Origin of the sequence: Ascidiaceihabitans sp. (assembly GCF_039986515.1) — a bacterium.
Lineage (GTDB): Bacteria > Pseudomonadota > Alphaproteobacteria > Rhodobacterales > Rhodobacteraceae > Ascidiaceihabitans.
This window is the reverse complement of sequence record NZ_JBDWQO010000023.1, coordinates 60,075-78,741: the sequence shown is the minus strand read 5'-3', so window position 1 is coordinate 78,741 and position 18,667 is coordinate 60,075. Positions and strand designations below refer to the sequence as shown.

At 57.0% G+C, this 18,667-nt stretch carries 18 protein-coding genes; 10 read left to right on the top strand and 8 right to left on the bottom strand.

Translation table 11 applies throughout. The annotated features are described in order from the left end of the window. Nucleotides 1–60 precede the first annotated feature (60 nt). Genes mreC through ABJL60_RS20805 form a run of 5 tightly spaced genes read left to right on the top strand, consistent with a single transcriptional unit; the run spans nucleotide 61 to nucleotide 5,503 of the window. Complete coding sequence (gene mreC / locus ABJL60_RS20825; RefSeq protein ID WP_108830363.1) at nucleotides 61–957, top strand: rod shape-determining protein MreC; 897 nt, start codon at nucleotides 61–63, stop codon at nucleotides 955–957. Between the two features lie 31 nt (nucleotides 958–988). Beyond that, the gene (locus ABJL60_RS20820) at nucleotides 989–1,489 is read left to right on the top strand and encodes a rod shape-determining protein MreD (protein ID WP_348376340.1); all 501 of its coding nucleotides are present in this window, start codon (nucleotides 989–991) and stop codon (nucleotides 1,487–1,489) included. Beyond that, nucleotides 1,486–3,429 carry a penicillin-binding protein 2 gene (mrdA, locus tag ABJL60_RS20815; protein WP_348376341.1) on the top strand — a complete coding sequence of 648 codons (1,944 nt, stop codon included), beginning with the start codon at nucleotides 1,486–1,488 and terminating at the stop codon, nucleotides 3,427–3,429. Before ABJL60_RS20820 ends, mrdA begins: the two co-directional genes overlap by 4 nt. Next, a complete protein-coding gene (gene rodA, locus ABJL60_RS20810; protein WP_348376342.1) occupies nucleotides 3,426–4,577 on the top strand; it encodes a rod shape-determining protein RodA in 1,152 nt (383 codons plus the stop codon). The genes mrdA and rodA overlap by 4 nt, the downstream gene beginning before the upstream one ends. Beyond that, entirely contained in the window at nucleotides 4,574–5,503 is a 930-nt protein-coding gene (locus ABJL60_RS20805; protein ID WP_348376343.1) for a glyoxylate/hydroxypyruvate reductase A, read from the top strand. Before rodA ends, ABJL60_RS20805 begins: the two co-directional genes overlap by 4 nt. Before the next feature lie 513 nt (nucleotides 5,504–6,016). Here ABJL60_RS20805 and ABJL60_RS20800 read toward each other — a convergent pair. Beyond that, entirely contained in the window at nucleotides 6,017–8,029 is a 2,013-nt protein-coding gene (locus tag ABJL60_RS20800; protein WP_348376344.1) for a M3 family metallopeptidase, read from the bottom strand. Nucleotides 8,030–8,083: 54 nt separating this feature from the next. On the opposite strand from ABJL60_RS20800, the gene ABJL60_RS20795 reads away from it, so the two are divergent. Then, nucleotides 8,084–8,827 (top strand): SGNH/GDSL hydrolase family protein, encoded by a 744-nt coding sequence (locus ABJL60_RS20795; protein WP_348292098.1) that lies wholly within the window; start codon nucleotides 8,084–8,086, stop codon nucleotides 8,825–8,827. Here ABJL60_RS20795 and moeB read toward each other — a convergent pair. The 5 genes from moeB to ABJL60_RS20770 all read right to left on the bottom strand — a co-directional run bounded on the left by moeB (nucleotide 8,778) and on the right by ABJL60_RS20770 (nucleotide 13,268). Then, nucleotides 8,778–9,833, bottom strand: coding sequence for a molybdopterin-synthase adenylyltransferase MoeB (gene moeB / locus ABJL60_RS20790; protein WP_348376345.1), 1,056 nt, complete (start codon nucleotides 9,831–9,833; stop codon nucleotides 8,778–8,780). The genes ABJL60_RS20795 and moeB overlap by 50 nt on opposite strands. After that, nucleotides 9,833–10,270, bottom strand: coding sequence for a dUTP diphosphatase (gene dut, locus ABJL60_RS20785; RefSeq protein WP_348376357.1), 438 nt, complete (start codon nucleotides 10,268–10,270; stop codon nucleotides 9,833–9,835). Before dut ends, moeB begins: the two co-directional genes overlap by 1 nt. A 17-nt stretch (nucleotides 10,271–10,287) precedes the next feature. After that, nucleotides 10,288–11,484 carry a bifunctional phosphopantothenoylcysteine decarboxylase/phosphopantothenate--cysteine ligase CoaBC gene (gene coaBC / locus ABJL60_RS20780; RefSeq protein WP_348376346.1) on the bottom strand — a complete coding sequence of 399 codons (1,197 nt, stop codon included), beginning with the start codon at nucleotides 11,482–11,484 and terminating at the stop codon, nucleotides 10,288–10,290. A gap of 120 nt (nucleotides 11,485–11,604) precedes the next feature. After that, nucleotides 11,605–12,393, bottom strand: a complete 789-nt coding sequence (locus ABJL60_RS20775) for a ChaN family lipoprotein (RefSeq protein WP_348376347.1) — start codon at nucleotides 12,391–12,393, stop codon at nucleotides 11,605–11,607. Next, a complete protein-coding gene (locus ABJL60_RS20770; protein ID WP_108830353.1) occupies nucleotides 12,390–13,268 on the bottom strand; it encodes an RNA polymerase factor sigma-32 in 879 nt (292 codons plus the stop codon). Before ABJL60_RS20770 ends, ABJL60_RS20775 begins: the two co-directional genes overlap by 4 nt. 91 nt (nucleotides 13,269–13,359) lie before the next feature. Between ABJL60_RS20770 and cobU the strand changes: the two genes are divergently transcribed. The 4 genes from cobU to ABJL60_RS20750 all read left to right on the top strand — a co-directional run bounded on the left by cobU (nucleotide 13,360) and on the right by ABJL60_RS20750 (nucleotide 16,854). Further along, nucleotides 13,360–13,881, top strand: coding sequence for a bifunctional adenosylcobinamide kinase/adenosylcobinamide-phosphate guanylyltransferase (cobU, locus tag ABJL60_RS20765; protein ID WP_348376348.1), 522 nt, complete (start codon nucleotides 13,360–13,362; stop codon nucleotides 13,879–13,881). Further along, nucleotides 13,878–14,471: a histidine phosphatase family protein gene (locus ABJL60_RS20760; RefSeq protein WP_348292108.1), complete on the top strand. Its 594-nt coding sequence runs from the start codon at nucleotides 13,878–13,880 to the stop codon at nucleotides 14,469–14,471. Before cobU ends, ABJL60_RS20760 begins: the two co-directional genes overlap by 4 nt. Before the next feature lie 60 nt (nucleotides 14,472–14,531). Continuing rightward, nucleotides 14,532–15,209, top strand: a complete 678-nt coding sequence (locus tag ABJL60_RS20755; protein WP_348376349.1) for a glutathione S-transferase — start codon at nucleotides 14,532–14,534, stop codon at nucleotides 15,207–15,209. 130 nt (nucleotides 15,210–15,339) lie between these two features. Next, nucleotides 15,340–16,854 carry a YifB family Mg chelatase-like AAA ATPase gene (locus tag ABJL60_RS20750; RefSeq protein WP_348376350.1) on the top strand — a complete coding sequence of 505 codons (1,515 nt, stop codon included), beginning with the start codon at nucleotides 15,340–15,342 and terminating at the stop codon, nucleotides 16,852–16,854. Here the strand turns inward: ABJL60_RS20750 and ABJL60_RS20745 are convergent. Both ABJL60_RS20745 and gshB read right to left on the bottom strand, forming a co-directional pair. After that, complete coding sequence (locus tag ABJL60_RS20745) at nucleotides 16,820–17,734, bottom strand: alpha/beta hydrolase (protein ID WP_348376351.1); 915 nt, start codon at nucleotides 17,732–17,734, stop codon at nucleotides 16,820–16,822. The genes ABJL60_RS20750 and ABJL60_RS20745 overlap by 35 nt on opposite strands. Continuing rightward, a complete protein-coding gene (gene gshB, locus ABJL60_RS20740) occupies nucleotides 17,731–18,666 on the bottom strand; it encodes a glutathione synthase (protein ID WP_348376352.1) in 936 nt (311 codons plus the stop codon). Before gshB ends, ABJL60_RS20745 begins: the two co-directional genes overlap by 4 nt. Nucleotide 18,667: the final 1 nt, after the last annotated feature.

Here is an 18,667-nt window from a genome sequence, read left to right as displayed (position 1 = left end):
GGAACAGGCCTGGTTTTCTAAGCCTTCCCAATCCCCTACCCCAAGCAGGACACCCCCGCATTGGCCAAGGATAGATCAAACAACTACGACTATGCAGGTCCGTTGCGGCGGTTGCTTTTTGTCGTCTTATCGCTTGTTTTGATTGCGATATTTCTGGTTTGGCGCATCGACAGCCCGCGTGTGGAACGGTTTCGTTTGCATGTCACAGACCGTATCGTGCCCAACTTTGACTGGGCGATGGCGCCCGTCACCGGCACTGTCAACTTGCTGCGCGATTTCCAAAGCTACCAACGGATTGCAGAACAGAATCAGGAATTGCGCCGCGAACTGCGTAAAATGCAGTCGTGGAAAGAAGCGGCTTTGCAGCTGGAACAGGAAAACGCGCGCCTGCTGGATCTGAACAACGTCCGTCTTGATCCAAGACTGACGTTTGTGACGGGTGTCGTATTGGCGGATTCCGGATCGCCGTTCCGCCAGTCTGTGTTGCTGAATGTCGGCGTGCGTGACGGTTTGGTTGATGGGTGGGCCACCATGGACGGGATCGGTTTGGTGGGACGCATTTCGGGTGTCGCCCAAAACACCAGCCGTGTCATTTTGCTAACGGATGCCTCAAGCCGTATTCCAGCCATCGTGCAACCCTCTGGCCAGCGCGTCATTGTGGCCGGTGACAACACCGCCGCCCCCCCGATCGACTTCCTTGAAAACCCCGACTTGATCCGCCCAGGCGACCGCGTTGTCAGCTCAGGGGACGGTGGGGTCTTTCCCGCCGGATTGCTGATAGGTCAAGTCGCCGCCGATCCAGGCGGGCGCTTGCGTGTCAGACTGGCTGCGGATTATGAGCGGCTTGAATTTTTGCGCGTGTTGCGCAGCTACGGCAGCGAACCGGTGCGCGACAGTGCGGGGGTGGTGGCACCCCTGACCTTAACCGAACAGGTAGAGGGCACAGCCAGTGAATGAACTGTCCGTATCGCGGCGGTGGGTCATGGGAATGTATTTTACCGTCCTGTCTTTTGGTATCGTTTTTCTTCATCTTCTGCCTTTGGACACCCTGCCTGCACGGTGGGTCATGCCGGACTTGCTGATGGGGTTTGCCTTTGCGTGGGCCGTGCGCCGCCCTGAATATGTGCCCGTGCTGCTGTTGGCTGTTGTCTTCCTGATGGCCGATCTTTTGCTGCAACGCCCCCCCGGGCTTTGGGCGTTTTTGATGCTGCTGGCCTGTGAAAGCCTCAAAGCCCAAATTGGCAGTCTACGCGTCACCGGCTTTCCCGTTGAATGGCTGACTGTGGCGGGCATGATTCTGGGCGTGACATTGGCCTATCGGCTGATCCTCTCGATATTGTTGGTTGAAATGCCGGGCTTTGGGCTGGCATTGATGCAGATGGGCTTTACCATTCTGATCTATCCGGTGATCGCTGGGGTGACACATGCCTTTATGGGTGTGCGCAAATCCAATCCCGGTGATCTGGACACATTGGGGGACAGGGCATGAAGCGCACGCGCGCCGACATAGAGGCAAACCACCGCCTGATTTCGCGCCGCGCCGCTATTTTGGGGGGCGTACAGCTGGTGTTTATGGGCGGTTTGGCCGCGCGTATGCGTCATTTGCAAGTCAATCAAGCCGACCAGTTCCGCCTGTTGGCCGAAGAAAACCGCATCAAATTCAAGCTGATCCCCCCTGCGCGTGGCGAAGTATTTGACCGCAACGGCGTGCAATTGGCACAAAACATCCCGACCTACCAAATCAAGATCGTGCGCGAGGATGCGGGGGACGTGGAAAAAGTCCTGACCAAGCTGGCCACAGTGATGGAGTTGGACGCAGAGGTACTGGAACGCGCACTCACCGAAATAAAACGCAGCGCGCCGTTCCATCCGGTCACGATCGCTGACGATGTGGATTGGGACGACCTAAGCCGCGTGTCGGTGAACGCACCCGCCCTGCCCGGTGTCGCGCCTGAAATTGGGCTTAGCCGTGTTTATCCTTTGGGCTCTGATTTTGCACATGTTCTGGGGTATGTTGGCCCCGTCAGCGACTACGATTTAAACCGCCTTGACGATCCGGACGAGCTGCTGCGCATTCCGCGCTTTCAAATCGGAAAAGTAGGCGTCGAAGCCAAAGTTGAAACGACCCTGCGCGGTGCCGCAGGCACACGGCAGGTCGAAGTGAACGCCGCGGGTCGTGAAATGCGTGAACTGGGCCGCCGCGAAGGCCGCCCCGGATCAGACATACAGCTTAGCGTCGATGCTGAGTTGCAAAATTACGTGCAGGCCAGACTTTCGGAAGAAAGCGCCAGCGCCGTGGTGATTGACTGTGAAACCGGTGATCTGGTCGCAATTGCCTCGGCGCCCACCTATGATCCGAACTTGTTTGTGCGCGGCATCTCGGTGGCCGACTACAGTGCATTGACCGAAAACAAATACCGCCCGCTGGCATCAAAAACAGTCCAAGGCACCTATCCCCCTGGATCGACCTTCAAAATGATGACAGCAATGGCCGCACTGGAAGAAGGGTTGATTGAGCCCGAAGACACAGTGCGCTGCCCCGGCCATCTAGAAGTTGCCGATCGCAAGTTTCACTGCTGGAAACGCGCAGGCCACGGCAGTGTGAATTTGGAAAATTCGCTTAAGCAATCCTGCGACGTCTACTACTACGATCTGGCGCTGAAAGTCGGTATTGAAAAAATTTCAGCCATGGCCAACATCTTCGGGCTTGGGGTACGCCATGATGTGCCTATGTCTGCGGTCGCGCGCGGGTTGACGCCCACCAAAGCATGGAAAACCACAACGCACGGCAAAGACTGGGTGATTGGGGACACGGTCAATGCCTCTATCGGGCAGGGATATATGCTGTCGTCGCCCTTGCAGTTGGCCGTCATGACCGCCCGACTGGCCACCGGGCGCAGCGTCGAACCGCGGCTTGTGAAGTCCATCGACGGGGTGGAACAACCTTCAGGCGCAGGCCGCCCTTTGCCTTTGGACGATGATAACCTGCGCAAAATGCGACGCGCCATGTTTGCAGTGGTCAATGACCGGCGCGGCACGGCCTACGGCAGTCGCATTATCGCTGATGGTATGCGCATGGCAGGCAAGACAGGCACCAGCCAAGTGCGCAACATTTCGGCCGCCGAACGTGCACGCGGTGTCATCCGCAACTCGGACTTGCCATGGGAACGGCGTGACCACGCGCTGTTTGTGGATTTCGCACCAGCCGACAACCCCAAATATGCTGTAGCCGTTGTCGTCGAACACGGCGGCGGCGGATCAAAAGCGGCGGCACCGATTGCGCGCGACATCACGCTACAAGCATTATATGGCGGCCCTCCGCCTTTGTCGGCCTACCCGTCCAAAGACCGTGGACGCATCGGCGCACAGCAAAAGAAACTGCGCAAAATGCGCCCGACGGCCGCCTTTGATGGAAACGACCAAGCATGAGTTATCTTGAGTATTCCGTTAAATCAGTCCCCACGGGACCGCGCAAAATACTGTTCCTGAACTGGCCTTTGACAATCTTGCTGGTGGCCGTCGCAGGCGTCGGGTTCCTGATGCTCTACTCGGTCGCGGGCGGCAGCTACAGCCCATGGGCAGAGCCACAGATGAAGCGTTTTGCCATGGGTCTTGTCCTGATGGTGCTGATCGGCATGGTGCCAATCTGGTTCTGGCGCAGCGTCGCAGGATTTGCTTACGGCGTGTCGGTGATGCTGCTGCTGGGGGTCGAATTTTTCGGCTCTGTCGGCATGGGGGCGCAGCGTTGGATCGACTTAGGCTTCATGCGCTTGCAACCCTCAGAATTGATGAAGATCACTTTGGTGATGTTTCTGGCGGCCTACTATGACTGGCTACCAGCCAAGAAAAAGTCGAAACCCCTGTGGGTTATGGTGCCGATAGTAATCATCTTGGTTCCGACAGCCCTTGTGATCCAGCAACCTGATCTTGGCACGTCCATTCTGCTGCTGGCAGCCGGTGGCGGGCTGATGTTTCTGGCCGGTGTGCATTGGGCCTATTTCGCCGCCGTGATCGCCGCAGGCATCGGGTTGATTGCGGCCGTGTTCCAATCGCGCGGCGAAAGCTGGCAACTTCTGAACAACTACCAGTACCGCCGCATCGACACGTTTCTGGACCCCAGCCAAGACCCCCTTGGCGCGGGCTACCACATCACCCAGTCCAAGATCGCACTTGGGTCGGGGGGCATTTCGGGACGCGGTTTTATGCAAGGCACACAGTCGCGGCTGAACTTCCTGCCTGAAAAACACACCGATTTCATCTTTACGACGTTGGCCGAAGAATTCGGGTTTATCGGGGCAATTTCGCTTCTGAGCCTCTATTTCCTCATCATCGTTTTCTGCATTTCGTCCGCCATCGCCAACCGCGACCGCTTTTCTTCGTTGCTGATCCTGGGCATCGCTTTGAACTTCTTTTTGTTCTTTGCCGTCAACATGTCGATGGTGATGGGCATGGCACCCGTCGTCGGCGTGCCGCTGCCTTTGGTCAGCTACGGCGGGTCCGCCATGTTGGTTCTTATGGTGGCGTTCGGGTTGGTTCAAAGTGCACATATCCACCGTCCAAGGTCTTCAAATCTATGATAAACATCCTGTTCGCCGCCCGCCCTGAACGCTGGCCCGCTTACGAAGCACCCTTAAAAACGGCCATAGCGGATGCAGGCGTGTCAGCACATATCAGCCCCGACATAGCGCCCCAGAACGTAGACTATATTGTCTATGCACCGAACTCGGATCTCAAAGATTTCACGCCCTTCACCCGCGCCAAAGCGGTGATGAACCTTTGGGCAGGCGTCGAAGGCATCGTGGGCAACGAAACACTTAAAATCCCGCTCACGCGCATGGTCGATCCCGGTCTGACGCAAGGTATGATCGAGTGGGTGTTGGGGCATGCGATGCGGTTTCATCTTGGGATGGACGCCCATATTCACGCAAGCCCCGGCACGTGGGATCCTGTGCCGCCGCCCCTCACCTGGGACCGACGCGTCACCGTATTGGGGCTTGGTGAATTGGGGGCTGCCTCCGCCACGCAACTTGCGCAGGTCGGGTTCAACGTCACCGGCTGGTCACGAAGCCAGAAAGACATCGAAGGCATCACATGCCTGTCTGGTGCAGACGGGCTGACACAAGCGCTTGAACGTGCCGATATCTGTGTGCTTTTGCTGCCCGATACTGCCGCCACGACCAACACGCTCAATGCGCAAACCTTGGCCATCATGCCAAAAAACGCGTGTATCATAAATCCCGGCCGCGGACCTTTGATCGACGACGACGCGTTGTTACAGGCGCTGGAAACCGGCCACATTGGGCACGCCGTTCTTGATGTCTTCCGACAAGAGCCACTGCCCAAAGATCATCCGTACTGGACACAAAAAAACGTGCTGGTGACGCCGCATATCGCATCTGAAACGCGCGCCAAATACTCGGCGCTGACCATTGCAGAAAACATCAGACGTAGCGAAAACAATGAGCCGCTGCTGCACGTCGTGGACCGCACGCTGGGGTATTGAACCCAGTTTTTTACAAACAATCGCGTGGGAATGTGCGGGCCCCTAATTTTGGCTTTGCAGCAAAATAGGAGGTTCGCGGTACAAAGCCCTGTCTTTAAGCCGTTCGCTGCGCGTGCAATGAACGGGCAAGGCGCGGATTTGCTGCCGTTGGCTGCAACAAGAGCAATGATCGCTTTCGGCTTGGGCTAACATCGCATAGGCGAAATTGTGTTAAGTCAGGCGCGAAAACGGTGCTTAACATATCACCCGTTAGGCGAAGTTTGCCGTTTGTTGCAGGTGCCGCTTCATTCTTGAGTTGCATGAAATACTTGGCATAAGGCGGGTCTTCCCTAGAGAGTATCAAGTAAACGACCGTCTACTTGATACGCATTACTAAAAGCCCACCTTCGTTCACCTTGCAGCATCACTCACGCTAGGCTCAAGGCCGCCCTTCTCGGCGCCTCACCCAAATAGCCGCTCCGGCACTGGCGTGCTTTTTCGCCCTCTGCCGTAAGCGACCCTATGATCTTAGCCCTAAGCGGCCAAGCCACGCCCTTTCAAAAGCGCCTCAACCCCCGGCAAACGCCCGCGGAATTCAACATAAAGTTCGGCTGCATCGCGGCTGCCGCCCTTGGACAAAATGTGTTCTTCCAGGGCTTTTGCGCGCTCTGTATCAAACGCGCCGCCCGCTTCCTCGAAGGATGCAAACGCGTCCGCGTCCATAACTTCCGACCACATGTAGCTGTAATAGCCCGAAGAATATCCATCCCCCGAAAACACATGCGCAAACTGCGGTGTTGCGTGGCGCATGGCAATGGCATGGGGCATGCCCATCTCAGCAAGTATCTCGGCCTGACGGGCCATGGGATCGGCAGGCGCCGACCCATCGTGGAACTCCAGATCAACCATCGCCGACGCCACATATTCCACAGTCGAAAAGCCCATGTCATATGTCGCGGCCCCCAAAACCTTCTTTAACAGGGTGCGGGGCATGGGTTGGCCTGTTTTGGCGTGGGTTGCGAATTCAGCCAAAACTTCGGGAACCTCCAACCAGTGTTCATAAAGCTGGCTGGGCAATTCAACAAAATCACGCGCCACGGATGTGCCTGACACACTTTCATACGTCACATCCGACAACATCTGATGCAGCGCATGGCCAAATTCGTGAAACAACGTGCGTGCATCATCATAAGACAGCAGCGCCGGATCACCTTTGGCGAAGTTGCACACGTTGATAACAACGGGCGTTTGCGCCTGCGGGTACTTCGCCTGTGCGCGCATCGCGGAACACCACGCGCCCGACCGTTTCGATCCACGCGCAAAGTAATCGCCAATAAACACGGCCACATGTTCCCCATCGCGCGTCACGTCCCATGCGCGGCAATCATCGTGGTACAAAGGCACATCCAACGGCTTGAACGACAGTCCAAACAACTTGGATGCGCAATCAAATGACGCCTCTATCATGCGATCCAATTGGAAATATGGCTTCACTTCTGCCTCATCCAGATCATGCAAATCTTTGCGGCGGCGTTCTGCATAAAAGCGCCAGTCCCACGGCTCCAGATCGCCATTCACACCATCGTCCCGCATCATCTGTCCCAAAACCCATGCGTCTGCATTGGCTTGGGCTTTGGCAGGTTCCCAGACGTCGCTCAGCAATTTGCGCACCGCATCCGGAGTCTTGGCCATTTCGGTTTCCAACTTGTACTGCGCAAAATTGGAATAGCCCAAAAGCTGCGCACGTTCTTCGCGCAACGACAGCGTTTCTGCGGCGATGGTACGGTTGTCCGTGTCACCGCCATTTGCCCCACGCGCAACCCAGGCTTTGTAGGCTTGTTCGCGCAAATCACGACGCGTCGAAAATTGCAGGAACGGCACAATCACAGACCGCGACAGGGTCACAATCGGGCCATCAAGACCCTTTTCCTGCCCCGCGGCGCGTGCTGCTGCAACGGCAAAGTCCGGCAAACCCGCCAAGTCACCATCACCCAGTTCCAGATACCAATCGCGTTCATCCGCCAAAAGGTTCTGCGTGAACTGCGTGCCAAGCACTGCCAGCCGCGCCTTGATCTCTTTCATGCGCTGCTCGTCCGCCCCCGTCAGTGCCGCACCCGACCGCACAAAACCCCGATGCGTCAACATAAGAACGCGCTGCTGTTCGTCTGTCAGGTCAAGGCTGTCGCGGGCGTCCCAAACGGCTGCAACACGCGAAAACAAAGCAGAATTTGCGGAAATCTCGGAAAAATGCGCGGCAAGTTTGGGCGAAAACTCGCGCTGCAAGGCCTCACGCTTGGGGTTGCTGTCAGCACCAGCCATCGCGAAAAACGGACCCAACACACACTCAAGCTGGCCCCCCGCCGCCTCCAATGCCTCGACCGTGTTAGAGAATGACGGCGCGTCAACGGCACTGGTAATCGCGTCGATCTCACCCATATGGGACGCCAAGGCCGTGTCCAGCGCGGGCGCGAAATTGTCATCGGAAATCAGGTTGAACGGGGCAATGCCAAAGGGCGTGTCCCATGTGGAAAGCAATGGATTGGTCATGCAGGTCTCCTTTGATATGCAACCTAGGTCTGTGTGTATGAAAGAACAACGCCAATGCCCTTCGTATTCGAGATAATCGCCCGCGCCGTTTTGTTGCCTGTTCTGGTGGCGCAGGGGTTGTTTTTGCAAGCGCGTACGTTGCGGTTGCCCGAACCTGACGGACCGCGCAGCGGCACAATGGGGCAAGGTCCAGCCCTGTCCGTTCTGATCATCGGCGACAGTTCTGCGGCAGGCGTCGGCGTGGACCATCAGGACGCGGCATTGGCGGGCCATCTGACCCAGACATTGGCCCAAACCCATCTTGTGACGTGGCACTTGCATGCCAAAACCGGTGTGACCACATCAGGAGTTTTGCAAAGTCTGGACGATCTTCCCGACATTCAGTTCGATGTGGCCGTGCAGGCCTTGGGCGTCAACGACATCACGTCGGGCACATCCCTGCGGCGCTGGCTGCAGGATCAACACAGTCTTGCCCAAGCGCTACGGGACCGGCACGGCATCGAACATTTCTGGATTACGGGCGTACCACCCATGTCTGATTTTCCACTGCTGCCAAATCCCTTGCGGTGGGTGCTGGGACGTCAGGCCATGCGGTTCGATCTGGCCCAACGTGCCCGTTGTAACGCCGACGCGACCCTGCACTATGTGCCTGTGCAATCGGTACTGGATGCAACAACCATGGCGTCAGACGGGTTTCATCCCGGTCCCGCGATCTATGCAGATTGGGGGCAAGGCACCGCTGATTTGATCACATCGACGCTGAGGACCCGCAAACCGGGCAATCAGACCGTGGTTTGACCCCGATCTTGCGGCTTTCGCCGTAAAGCGCGTCATAGATCAACAACTCACCCCGCAAAACGGCCCCGGTCCCGGCGATCAGTTTCACAGCTTCAATTGCCATCATTGATCCCACCACACCGGGCAGTGGACCAACAACACCCGCGACAGAACAATTGGGGGCCAGGTCCGCAGAGGGGGCTTGCGGGAAGACACATTGGTAACAGGGCGCATCATTCGCCGGATCGAAGACGCTGATTTGGCCTTCCCATTGCGTCAAAGCCCCTGACACCAGTGGTACTTTGGCCGCAACACAAACAGCGTTCACCAGATACCGTGTCGCAAAGTTGTCGCACCCATCAATCACCAGATCATATTCCGCAATCAATTCCGGCGCGACATCCTGCGACAGGCGGCGATTGTAGGGTTTGACCACAACATAGGGATTTTGGGCAATCATCGCGGCTTCGGCCGAAAAGACCTTTGGTTTGCCGATGTCTTCATCGCGGTGAATGACCTGCCGTTGCAGGTTTGCGTTGTCGACAACATCGTCGTCGATCACACCGATTGTCCCCACACCAGCCGCCGCCAGATATTGCAAAACAGGCGCCCCCAACCCGCCGGCACCAACCACCAGAACCTTGGCTTGCTTCAGCGCCTTTTGGCCCGGACCACCCAATTCGCGCAAAACAATATGGCGGGCGTATCGGTTCAATTCTGTCTCGGTGAAGGTGCCGGGTTTGGGCGTGGGCGTGTGTTGCGCCTCTTTCAGTTGTGCCTGTCCGCGCAGGGTCTTCAAAACCCACCGGTACGCATAGACCAGCAGGCCCGCACCCCCCAAAATCAGCCAAAAGGCCCCACTTTCGCCCGTTGCCATGCGCAAAGGATGACCATCATCCAAAACCACATGTAATGACAGCACGGCAATATAGAGCAGGCCAATCATGGCCCACCGTGCGGTGTTCGGCGCCCCCATAATGCGGCCCATGCCCCAAAGCAAAGCCGCCAATCCAAACACCAAAACCATCAGCCGCGCCCCGTCGATCCAAAACCGCCCGTCCCGCGATCCGTGTCGTCCAAAGCATCGACCACGTCGAAGCTGGCCTGAACCACAGGGGCGACAACAATCTGCGCGATGCGATCGCCATGTGCCACATGGAACGGTTCCGATCCGGTGTTCAGCAAAATGACACCGACAGGGCCCCGGTAATCCGCGTCGATTGTGCCGGGGCTGTTGACCAAAGCAATGCCATGTTTCAGCGCAAGACCAGATCGCGGACGCACCTGCACTTCGAACCCTTGCGGGATCGCCATACTTAGGCCCGTGGGCACCAAAGCGCGGGCACCAGAGGCCAATGTGACGCCAACACCATCCGGAAAATTGGCGCGGATGTCTGCGCCCGCGGCCCCTGCCGTTTCATAGCTTGGCAGGGCAACATCGGCATCCGCGCCCGCCACGCGCATAATTTCTATGGCAACCGTCACGGTGCAAGTGCCTGTGCAATACGGGCGGCCAATTTGGTCGCGACATCTGTCTTGGACATTCGGGGCCAGTCTTCGATGCCTGCGTCGTCAATCACATGCACCGCATTTTCAGCCCCCCCCATAATGCCCGTTTCAGGTGACACATCATTGGCCACAATCCAGTCGCAGGCTTTGCGTTTACGCTTTGCGGTGGCATTGGCTTGCACGTCATTGGTTTCGGCGGCAAAGCCCACAACCAGCTGCGGACGTCCTGTCTTCATCTGTGCAACCGTCGCCAGAATATCGGGATTTTCGGCAAAGCTGAGTGTTGGCAGACCATCTTTGGATTTTTTCAGCTTGCGATCACTGGCCCCCTGCACACGCCAGTCTGCGACGGCAGCTGCGAATATTGCAGCATCCGCCGGCAATGCAGTTTGCACAGCCTCAAGCATCTGTTGTGCCGTTCGAACGGGCACCACTTTGACATTTTCGGGGGGCGGAACATCTGCGGGGCCCGTCACAAACGTGACCTCGGCGCCAAGCGCCGTCAACGCCTGCGCAAGGGCCGTGCCCTGAGCGCCCGACGACCGGTTGGCAATATAGCGCACAGGATCAATGGGTTCGTGGGTCGGCCCTGATGTCACCAGAATATGTTTGCCCGTCAAAGGCCCATCGCCAAGCTGTGCCTCTAGGGCCGCGACAATTTCCAATGGCTCTGCCATGCGGCCCGGTCCAAATTCACCGCAGGCCATATCGCCATCGTTCGGACCAACAAAACTGACGCCGTCGCCTTTCAGCGTTTCGATATTGCGTTGTGTTGCGGGGTGCTGCCACATCCGCACATTCATGGCCGGGGCAACCGTCACAGGTGTGTCTGTGGCCAGCAAAAGGGTCGATGCCAGATCGTTGGCAATGCCATGCGCCATCTTCGCCATCAAATCCGCAGTCGCGGGCGCCACAAGCACAATGTCTGCGCTGCGTGACAGTTGGATATGGCCCATTTCAGCTTCTTCCGTCAGATTAAACAGATCGCGATACACCTTTGACCCGCTTAACGCCGAAACCGACAAAGGCGTCACAAATTCTTCGGCCGATTTGGTCATGACAGGTGTCACAACCGCGCCGCGTTCGGACAAGCGCCGTATCAGATCAAGACTTTTATACGCCGCGATGCCGCCGCTGATGATAAGCAGAATTTTTTTGTCACGTAGCATAGGCTTGCTTTCCTGAGGGTGCTGGACCGGTCCGACCAAACATATGCTGTGTGTTTGGTTTGTGCCAGTGCCAGCTGGGGCGCTGTCCCAGACCTTGGAGTTTTTTAGGAAAAGACAGGGTTACTGAAAGGCCGCGCAGGGGTCTGCGTCGCGGACAGCTTGAGGGCTGAAGACCACTTGACTGAACACCCCTTGCGGCGCGCTGTCGTCTTCGCCTTGACCAATGCTGTGAACCCTCAACTTCGGGTCAGCCTTTTCAAGGTAGACCGGCACGCCCCAATCCATCCGCGCGTGTCCGTTCCCTGTGATCAAAACAACCGGGCTTCCGTGTGTTTCCAACGCTTTGACCACCACCCGCGCAAACACAGCGTCTTTTAGTCGCTGCGCCTCGACCATGCCGCCCATCATGTCCATCGGCATCGCGTCACAATGCGCTTTGAACTGGAGTGTCATGCGGGTTTGCAATTCTGCTTCGTTCAATTGGCTTGTCAGGCCGTATGTGACAGCATCAGGTCCAAACACTGCCGCAGCCCCCTCCGAAAACGATTGCATAATAGCGTCACGTTCGACGGCCGCCCCTATGATGACATCGCTGTTTGCCAGAACACCGGCGTAGTCCGCGATGTTGGACCAATGAAAACCCGTTGTCGCGGCCTTCATCGCAGTTTCGTTTCTGGCCACATCGCGCAAAGCCTCACCTTCGCTTGGCGTCAGCATCTCGAACACAACTGCTTTGGGGGTCAAATCCCTTATCGCGGCCTGTTGCCGCTGGTGGTGATCGTGATTGTCATGCAATTCGCCAATAATCAGCACGTTCGGTTCAACGTCCCATGTAAGACGTTCCCCAGACGCAAAAGCCGCCCCAGTCAGGGCGGCCAATGCGAATGTGATTTTCGATATCAAGTTCATAGTAGGAAGTGATGCACTTCCTTGCTTTGACTTTCCAGCGCTTTGCGCATTTTTCCAAAAGCGGCGGCTTCCAACTGGCGGACACGTTCTTTGGACAGAGACAATTCTGTGCCCAGACTTTCCAAGGTACGTGGTGTGTCCCGCAGCTTGCGTTCACGCACGATGAAGCGTTCGCGTTCGTTCAATCCGTTCATGGCATCCAGCAACCACGCGCGCAATTGTTCCGTATCGTGTTCGTGTTCAACGACCTCAGCGGCCTGGGCGCTGTCGTCTTCCAACGCATCAATCCACTCGCGGCCTTCGTCTTCAACCGATTGGGTGGCGTTCAACGAATAGTCAGAGCCGGACAACCGCCCCTCCATCATTTCAACATCGTGCAACGGCACACCAATCTCTGTCGAGATCATCTGGCGCAGCTGATGTTTGTCCAACGGCGCACCGGCCGACGCACTTTCCCGTTCCAGCCGCGCTTGAACACGGCGCATATTAAAGAACAGGGACTTTTGCGACGATGTGGATCCTGTGCGCACCATAGACCAGTTGCGCATCACGTAGTCTTGGATGGACGCTTTGATCCACCACACCGCATAGGTTGAAAACCGCACGCCCCGGTCGGGGTCGAATTTTTCAGCGGCTTTCATCAGACCAAGGCCCGCTTCCTGAATCAGGTCGTTCATGGGGGCACCGTAGCGTTTGAACTTGGACGCCATCGAAATCGCCAACCGCATGTAGGCCGTGATCAAACGATGCAGTGACTTTTCGCATCGCTCGTCGCGCCACGCATATGCCAACCGCAGTTCAGTATCCGCGTCCAAAAGTTCGGCCTTCATGGCCACCCGCGACAAGGTCATGTCTCTTGCTGTGTCTAAAGCCATCGTGGCATCCCCCTAATCAGTGCGCTTGTTCTGCGCGGTTGATAGAGGTACGCAGTCACCCACGGTTTGGTTCACCACAAAGTTGGAAAAAATGTTGCCTCCATTGTCTTTCATCATAGGCGGCGCGGCCTCGGGCAAGTCGGTCTTCGCGGAAAATCTTATCCTAAACAGTCGTTTATCCCCTGTTTACGTGGCCACATCACGCATCTGGGACGATGAGACGAAAAAGCGTGTTGATGTTCATCAAGCGCGGCGGGATGAGAGGTGGCGGACCATTGATGCCCCCTTTGATCTTGCGCCCGCGTTGCAGGATATCACCGCAGACCATTGCGTATTGATCGATTGTGCCACCATGTGGCTGACGAACCACCTGCTGGAAGAACATGATCTGGCCGACGCAGAGCACAGCCTGCGAACAGCACTGGCCGCATGTGCCGCCCCATGTCTGATTGTGTCTAACGAAGTGGGTCAGGGCATTGTGCCCGACAACGCGTTGTCGCGCCGCTTTCGAGAAGCACAGGGGCGTTTGAACATCGCTTTGGCCGCGCAAGCGTCATTGGTGGTGCAAGTGGTCGCTGGATTGCCCAATGTCCTGAAAGGAACCCTGCCATGAGCTTACTTCACACAACAACGTGGCACTGGGTCCGGCATGGGCCGACCCATCAAAAGACGTTTGTCGGATGGCGGGACGTGCCGGCAGATTTGTCTGACACGGATCAATTAAAGCGGGTGTGCGATGCGCTGCCAGAAGACGCATTGGTCATCAGTTCCGATTTGACGCGCTGCATCGATACCGCAGACGCGATGGCCGCAAATCGTCAGCGGTTGCCACATGCGGCCGGATTGCGTGAATTGCATTTCGGGTCGTGGGACGGGGTACATTTTTCAGATATTTCGGACCGGCATCCGACACTCAGCCGCACGTATTGGGAAACACCGGGTGATGCGACCCCACCCGGCGGCGAAAGCTGGAACGACGCGGCCCATAGGGTGCATACAGCCGTGCAGCACATTGCACAGCAAAATCCGGGTAGGCACATCATCGCCGTGGCGCATTTCGGGGCCATCCTGACACAAGTGCAACAGGCGATGGGCATTTCGGCCCAACAGGTGCTGGGGCATAAAATCGACAACCTGTCTGTGACCACCATCGATTGGACACGCACCGCAGACAGGGTGACACGGATCAATCACCTCTTGTGATGAAGATGCGCACAAAACGCTGTTTGCGCGATGTGCCGAGACCGGATTACGTTTTGGCCCATGACTTATGATTTGTATATCGGTGATCGCACCTTTTCATCCTGGTCGCTGCGCGGCTGGCTGATGCTCAAAAAATTCGGGCTGGATTTTAACACACATTTGGTTGGGCTGTATGCTGGCACGATGGCCGATGAAATGGCCCACCTTGCCCCTGCAAAACTGGTGCCAACTTTGCGACTGGCAGATGGAACAGTGGTTGGGGAAAGCCTTGCTATGGCGGAAACTCTGGCTGAACAGAACCCTGATGCACATATGTGGCCCAAAGATGCATCTGCACGGGCCACGGCACGTTGGATCAGCGCCGAAATGGCGTCCAGTTTCGGGGCAATCCGAGGTCAGTGTCCGATGCAGTTACAGCATGTGAATGTGGGCTTTGCGGTGGACGCCGCGTTGCAATCGGATCTGGACCGGATCGAGGTTCTATGGGCCCATGCAAGCCGTTTCAAAGGCGACGGGCCTTGGTTGTTTGGGGCCTATTCTATTGCGGATGCCATGTTCGCCCCTGTGGCCGCGCGTGTTGTGGGGTATGATTTGCCTATATCGGACGCGGCGCGCAGCTATTGCATGACCGTTTTGAACGACAGCGCCTTCAAGGCATGGCGGGCATCGGGGCAAGAGGTAACATATAACCCGTTCCCTTACGACATGGGTGTGCCCACAAAAGACTGGCCAGTATAGCACGCCGTATAACACGCCGTGTAACACTTCGGGTCGAACCCTTCGAATATGCGCCGCATGCGGCACGCGTTAACCAATCCTAAACCACCCTTCGCTAGCCGTTAACCATACGTTGCAACCGGAGGGGGCCATGGTCTCTCGCGCCTACACTGTGGCATTCCAAGGGGTCGAAGCCCGCCAAGTCGAAGTGCAATGCGCTGTCACCCCCGGCATGCCTGCTTTTTCGATCGTGGGCTTGCCAGACAAAGCTGTGTCGGAGGCCCGTGACAGGGTCCGTACCGCCCTTGGGGCAATGTCCATCGCGTTGCCTTCAAAACGGATCACTATCAATTTGTCGCCTGCGGATCTGCCCAAAGAAGGGTCGCATTTTGATCTGCCAATTGCGATGGCGCTGCTGGCAGCCTTGGACATCATTCCGCATGACATCACCGAAAGCTTTGTCGCCTTGGGCGAGTTGTCGTTGGATGGCACTCTTGTCCCTGTGGTGGGTGCGTTGCCAGCTGCTATGGCAGCGGCCGAACAAAACCGTGGTTTACTTTGCCCCAAAGCCTCCGGTCCCGAAGCCGCTTGGGTGGGCAACACGCAAGTCATCGCCGCCGCGTCTCTGGGCGATGTCACACGACATTTCACCGGACAGGCCCCCATCAGCCCCGCGCAACCGGGCGAAGTGACACAAGCCAGTTCTTTGCGTGATCTTCGCGACGTGAAAGGGCAAGAACGCGCCAAACGAGCATTGGAAATTGCCGCCGCCGGACGGCACCACATCATGTTTGTCGGCACACCCGGGTCTGGCAAATCGATGCTGGCTGCACGGTTGCCCGGCATATTGCCACCTCTTTCACCGGTGGAAGCGTTGGAAACATCCATGATCCATTCGCTGTCGGGCCTGCTGGACGCAGGGGGTATCTCAAAAGCACGACCCTTCCGCGAACCTCACCACACGGCCTCTATGGCGGCCATAATAGGCGGCGGGCGCGGGGCGAAACCCGGCGAGGTGTCTTTGGCGCACAACGGCGTGTTGTTCATGGACGAGTTTCCCGAATTCCCCCGAACCGTGCTGGAAACACTGCGACAACCGATTGAAACAGGCGAAGTGATGATCGCGCGGGCCAATGCCCATGTGAAATACCCTTGTAAATTCATGTTGGTGGCTGCGGCAAACCCGTGCAAATGCGGCTACCTGACAGATCCCGACCGGGCATGCGCCAAGGTGCCTTTGTGCGGTCAGGATTATCTGGGGCGTATCTCGGGTCCACTGATGGACCGGTTTGACATGCGGGTGGATGTGCCGCCCGTGGCCTTTACCGATCTGGATTTACCCAGCAGCGGTGACAGCTCCAAGGACGTCCGCGATCGGGTGGCCACGGCACGCGCGGTGCAACAGGAACGGTTTAAAGATGCGCCTGACATGCGCTCGAATGCCGATGCCGCAGGCGAGGCCTTGTCAGACATCGCAACACCCGACGCGGAAGGCCGCGACTTGCTGACAAAAGCCGCCGAAAGGTTCAAGCTGTCGGCGCGCGGGTATCACAGGGTTTTGCGCGTCGCACGCACCATCGCCGACCTTGACGGGTCGGAAACCGTACGCGCCAACCACCTTGCCGAAGCCGTTAGTTTCCGCCTTGCAAGCGCAACAGAGGCTTGATCCACCCCGCCAACTGTTCCAGCGTCGCCCGCCCTTCAGGCAAGATATTGTGAAACAGCGGCCAAACATGGGGCAGATCACGTTCAATGTGCATCTGAACATCAACACCTTGGCGCTGCATGGCGGACACAATCCGTCGTGTGTCGTCCAGCAAAATTTCGGTATCTCCGACGCACATCCAAACAGGGCATGCACCCGTGAAATCGGCATGAACAGGGCTGATCAAAGGATCAGACCGATCTTGAGCGTTCAAAAACATCTGCATCATATCCAACGCCCGCTCTGCCGGCAGAACCACGTCGCGGGCTGCGTTGACAGAAAAACTGGCCCCGGAATACGTCAAATCGGTCAGCGGTGAAAAAGCAAACACACCGGCTGGCAGATCGGCACCCTCTTGTACAAGCTGCGCAAGCAAAGCCAACACCAGATTGCCGCCAGCACTGTCCCCGCCCATGACAATCTGATCGGCGCGGTAGCCCTGTTCCAAAAGACCTGAATACGCTGCACGCGCAGCATTGAACGCCGCGGGAAAGGGATGTTCCGGAGACAACGGATACCGCGGCAAGACGGCTTCAACACCCACACGCGCCGCCAGTTGTGCCAGCATCGCGGCATGTGTTTGCGGGCTGCCAAACACATAGCCCCCGCCATGAAAATACAACAACACACTGCCATCAGTGACCCATGGGCCAGACAGATGCAGCGATTTTACGCCCCCACAGTCCGTCCAGTCTTTGGTGGTTCCACGCGGTCCATGAAAAAACAATCGCGCTTTGTTTTCAAAGGACCGGCGCAGTTTTTCAGGGTCCTGAACCCGTGCCATATGGGGACGTTCGGTCCAGCGCAGCCACGGGTTCAAAACTGACTTTTGCCAACTCATGGTCGCTTGGCCTCGATGGCCTCCCAAATCTTGGCGGCGATGTTCACACCATCGAAACGCTCCAGCTCTTGAATACCTGTGGGCGAGGTCACGTTGATCTCTGTCAGGTAATCTCCGATGACGTCGATACCGACAAACACCTGACCCTTTTCCTTCAAAAGTGGGCCAATGCGGGCACAAATTTCCAGATCACGGTCTGACAGGCCAATTTTCTCGGGCCGGCCCCCGACGTGCATATTTGACCTTGTTTCACCGGCAGCTGGCACGCGGTTGATGGCACCAACCGGTTCACCGTCCACCAAAATCACGCGTTTGTCGCCATTGGACACATCAGGCAGAAATTTCTGCACAATCAAAGGCTCGCGGCTGAACCCCGTAAAAAGCTCATGCAGGGAACTCAGATTGCGATCCTCCGGCGTCAGACGAAATACACCCGCGCCGCCATTGCCATAAAGCGGTTTCAGGATGACATCGCCGTGCTTGGCTTTGAACGCCTTGATGGTGTCCAGATCCCGCGCGATGGTGGTGGGCGGGGTCAGGTCGGGGAAATCCAGAACCAATAGCTTTTCGGGATAATTGCGCACCCAGAAAGGGTCATTCACAACCAGAACATCAAGGGCCAAACGATCCAGAAGATGCGTTGTCGTGATGTAATGCATATCAAATGGCGGGTCTTGGCGCAGCCAGATCACGTCAAAATCGGTCAGATCCACTTCGCGCAGCGGACCAAGATGGGCATGGTCCCCCTGCACACGCTGGACTGTGAAATCGTGACCGCGCGCTGTCATGCGACCTTCTTGATAGGCCAGTTGATCAGGCGCATAAAAGAACAACGTGTGACCACGGGCTTGCGCCTCTTCGGCCAAGCGAAAGCTGCTGTCGGCATCAATATTGACGTCGGCAATTGGATCCATCTGGAAAGCGATTTTCATG

Bases quoted from the DNA above. Each gene is read 5' to 3' on its own strand.
- ABJL60_RS20820 (WP_348376340.1), top strand. From the start codon at position 989: ATGTATTTTACCGTCCTGTCTTTTGGTATCGTTTTTCTTCATCTTCTG.
- mrdA (WP_348376341.1), top strand. From the start codon at position 1,486: ATGAAGCGCACGCGCGCCGACATAGAGGCAAACCACCGCCTGATTTCG.
- rodA (WP_348376342.1), top strand. From the start codon at position 3,426: ATGAGTTATCTTGAGTATTCCGTTAAATCAGTCCCCACGGGACCGCGC.
- ABJL60_RS20805 (WP_348376343.1), top strand. From the start codon at position 4,574: ATGATAAACATCCTGTTCGCCGCCCGCCCTGAACGCTGGCCCGCTTAC.
- ABJL60_RS20800 (WP_348376344.1), bottom strand. From the start codon at position 8,029: ATGACCAATCCATTGCTTTCCACATGGGACACGCCCTTTGGCATTGCC.
- ABJL60_RS20795 (WP_348292098.1), top strand. From the start codon at position 8,084: ATGCCCTTCGTATTCGAGATAATCGCCCGCGCCGTTTTGTTGCCTGTT.
- moeB (WP_348376345.1), bottom strand. From the start codon at position 9,833: ATGGTTTTGGTGTTTGGATTGGCGGCTTTGCTTTGGGGCATGGGCCGC.
- dut (WP_348376357.1), bottom strand. From the start codon at position 10,270: ATGCGCGTGGCGGGCGCGGATGCCGATGTTGCCCTGCCAAGCTATGAA.
- coaBC (WP_348376346.1), bottom strand. From the start codon at position 11,484: ATGCTACGTGACAAAAAAATTCTGCTTATCATCAGCGGCGGCATCGCG.
- ABJL60_RS20775 (WP_348376347.1), bottom strand. From the start codon at position 12,393: ATGAACTTGATATCGAAAATCACATTCGCATTGGCCGCCCTGACTGGG.
- ABJL60_RS20770 (WP_108830353.1), bottom strand. From the start codon at position 13,268: ATGGCTTTAGACACAGCAAGAGACATGACCTTGTCGCGGGTGGCCATG.
- cobU (WP_348376348.1), top strand. From the start codon at position 13,360: ATGTTGCCTCCATTGTCTTTCATCATAGGCGGCGCGGCCTCGGGCAAG.
- ABJL60_RS20760 (WP_348292108.1), top strand. From the start codon at position 13,878: ATGAGCTTACTTCACACAACAACGTGGCACTGGGTCCGGCATGGGCCG.
- ABJL60_RS20755 (WP_348376349.1), top strand. From the start codon at position 14,532: ATGACTTATGATTTGTATATCGGTGATCGCACCTTTTCATCCTGGTCG.
- ABJL60_RS20750 (WP_348376350.1), top strand. From the start codon at position 15,340: ATGGTCTCTCGCGCCTACACTGTGGCATTCCAAGGGGTCGAAGCCCGC.
- ABJL60_RS20745 (WP_348376351.1), bottom strand. From the start codon at position 17,734: ATGAGTTGGCAAAAGTCAGTTTTGAACCCGTGGCTGCGCTGGACCGAA.
- gshB (WP_348376352.1), bottom strand. From the start codon at position 18,666: ATGAAAATCGCTTTCCAGATGGATCCAATTGCCGACGTCAATATTGAT.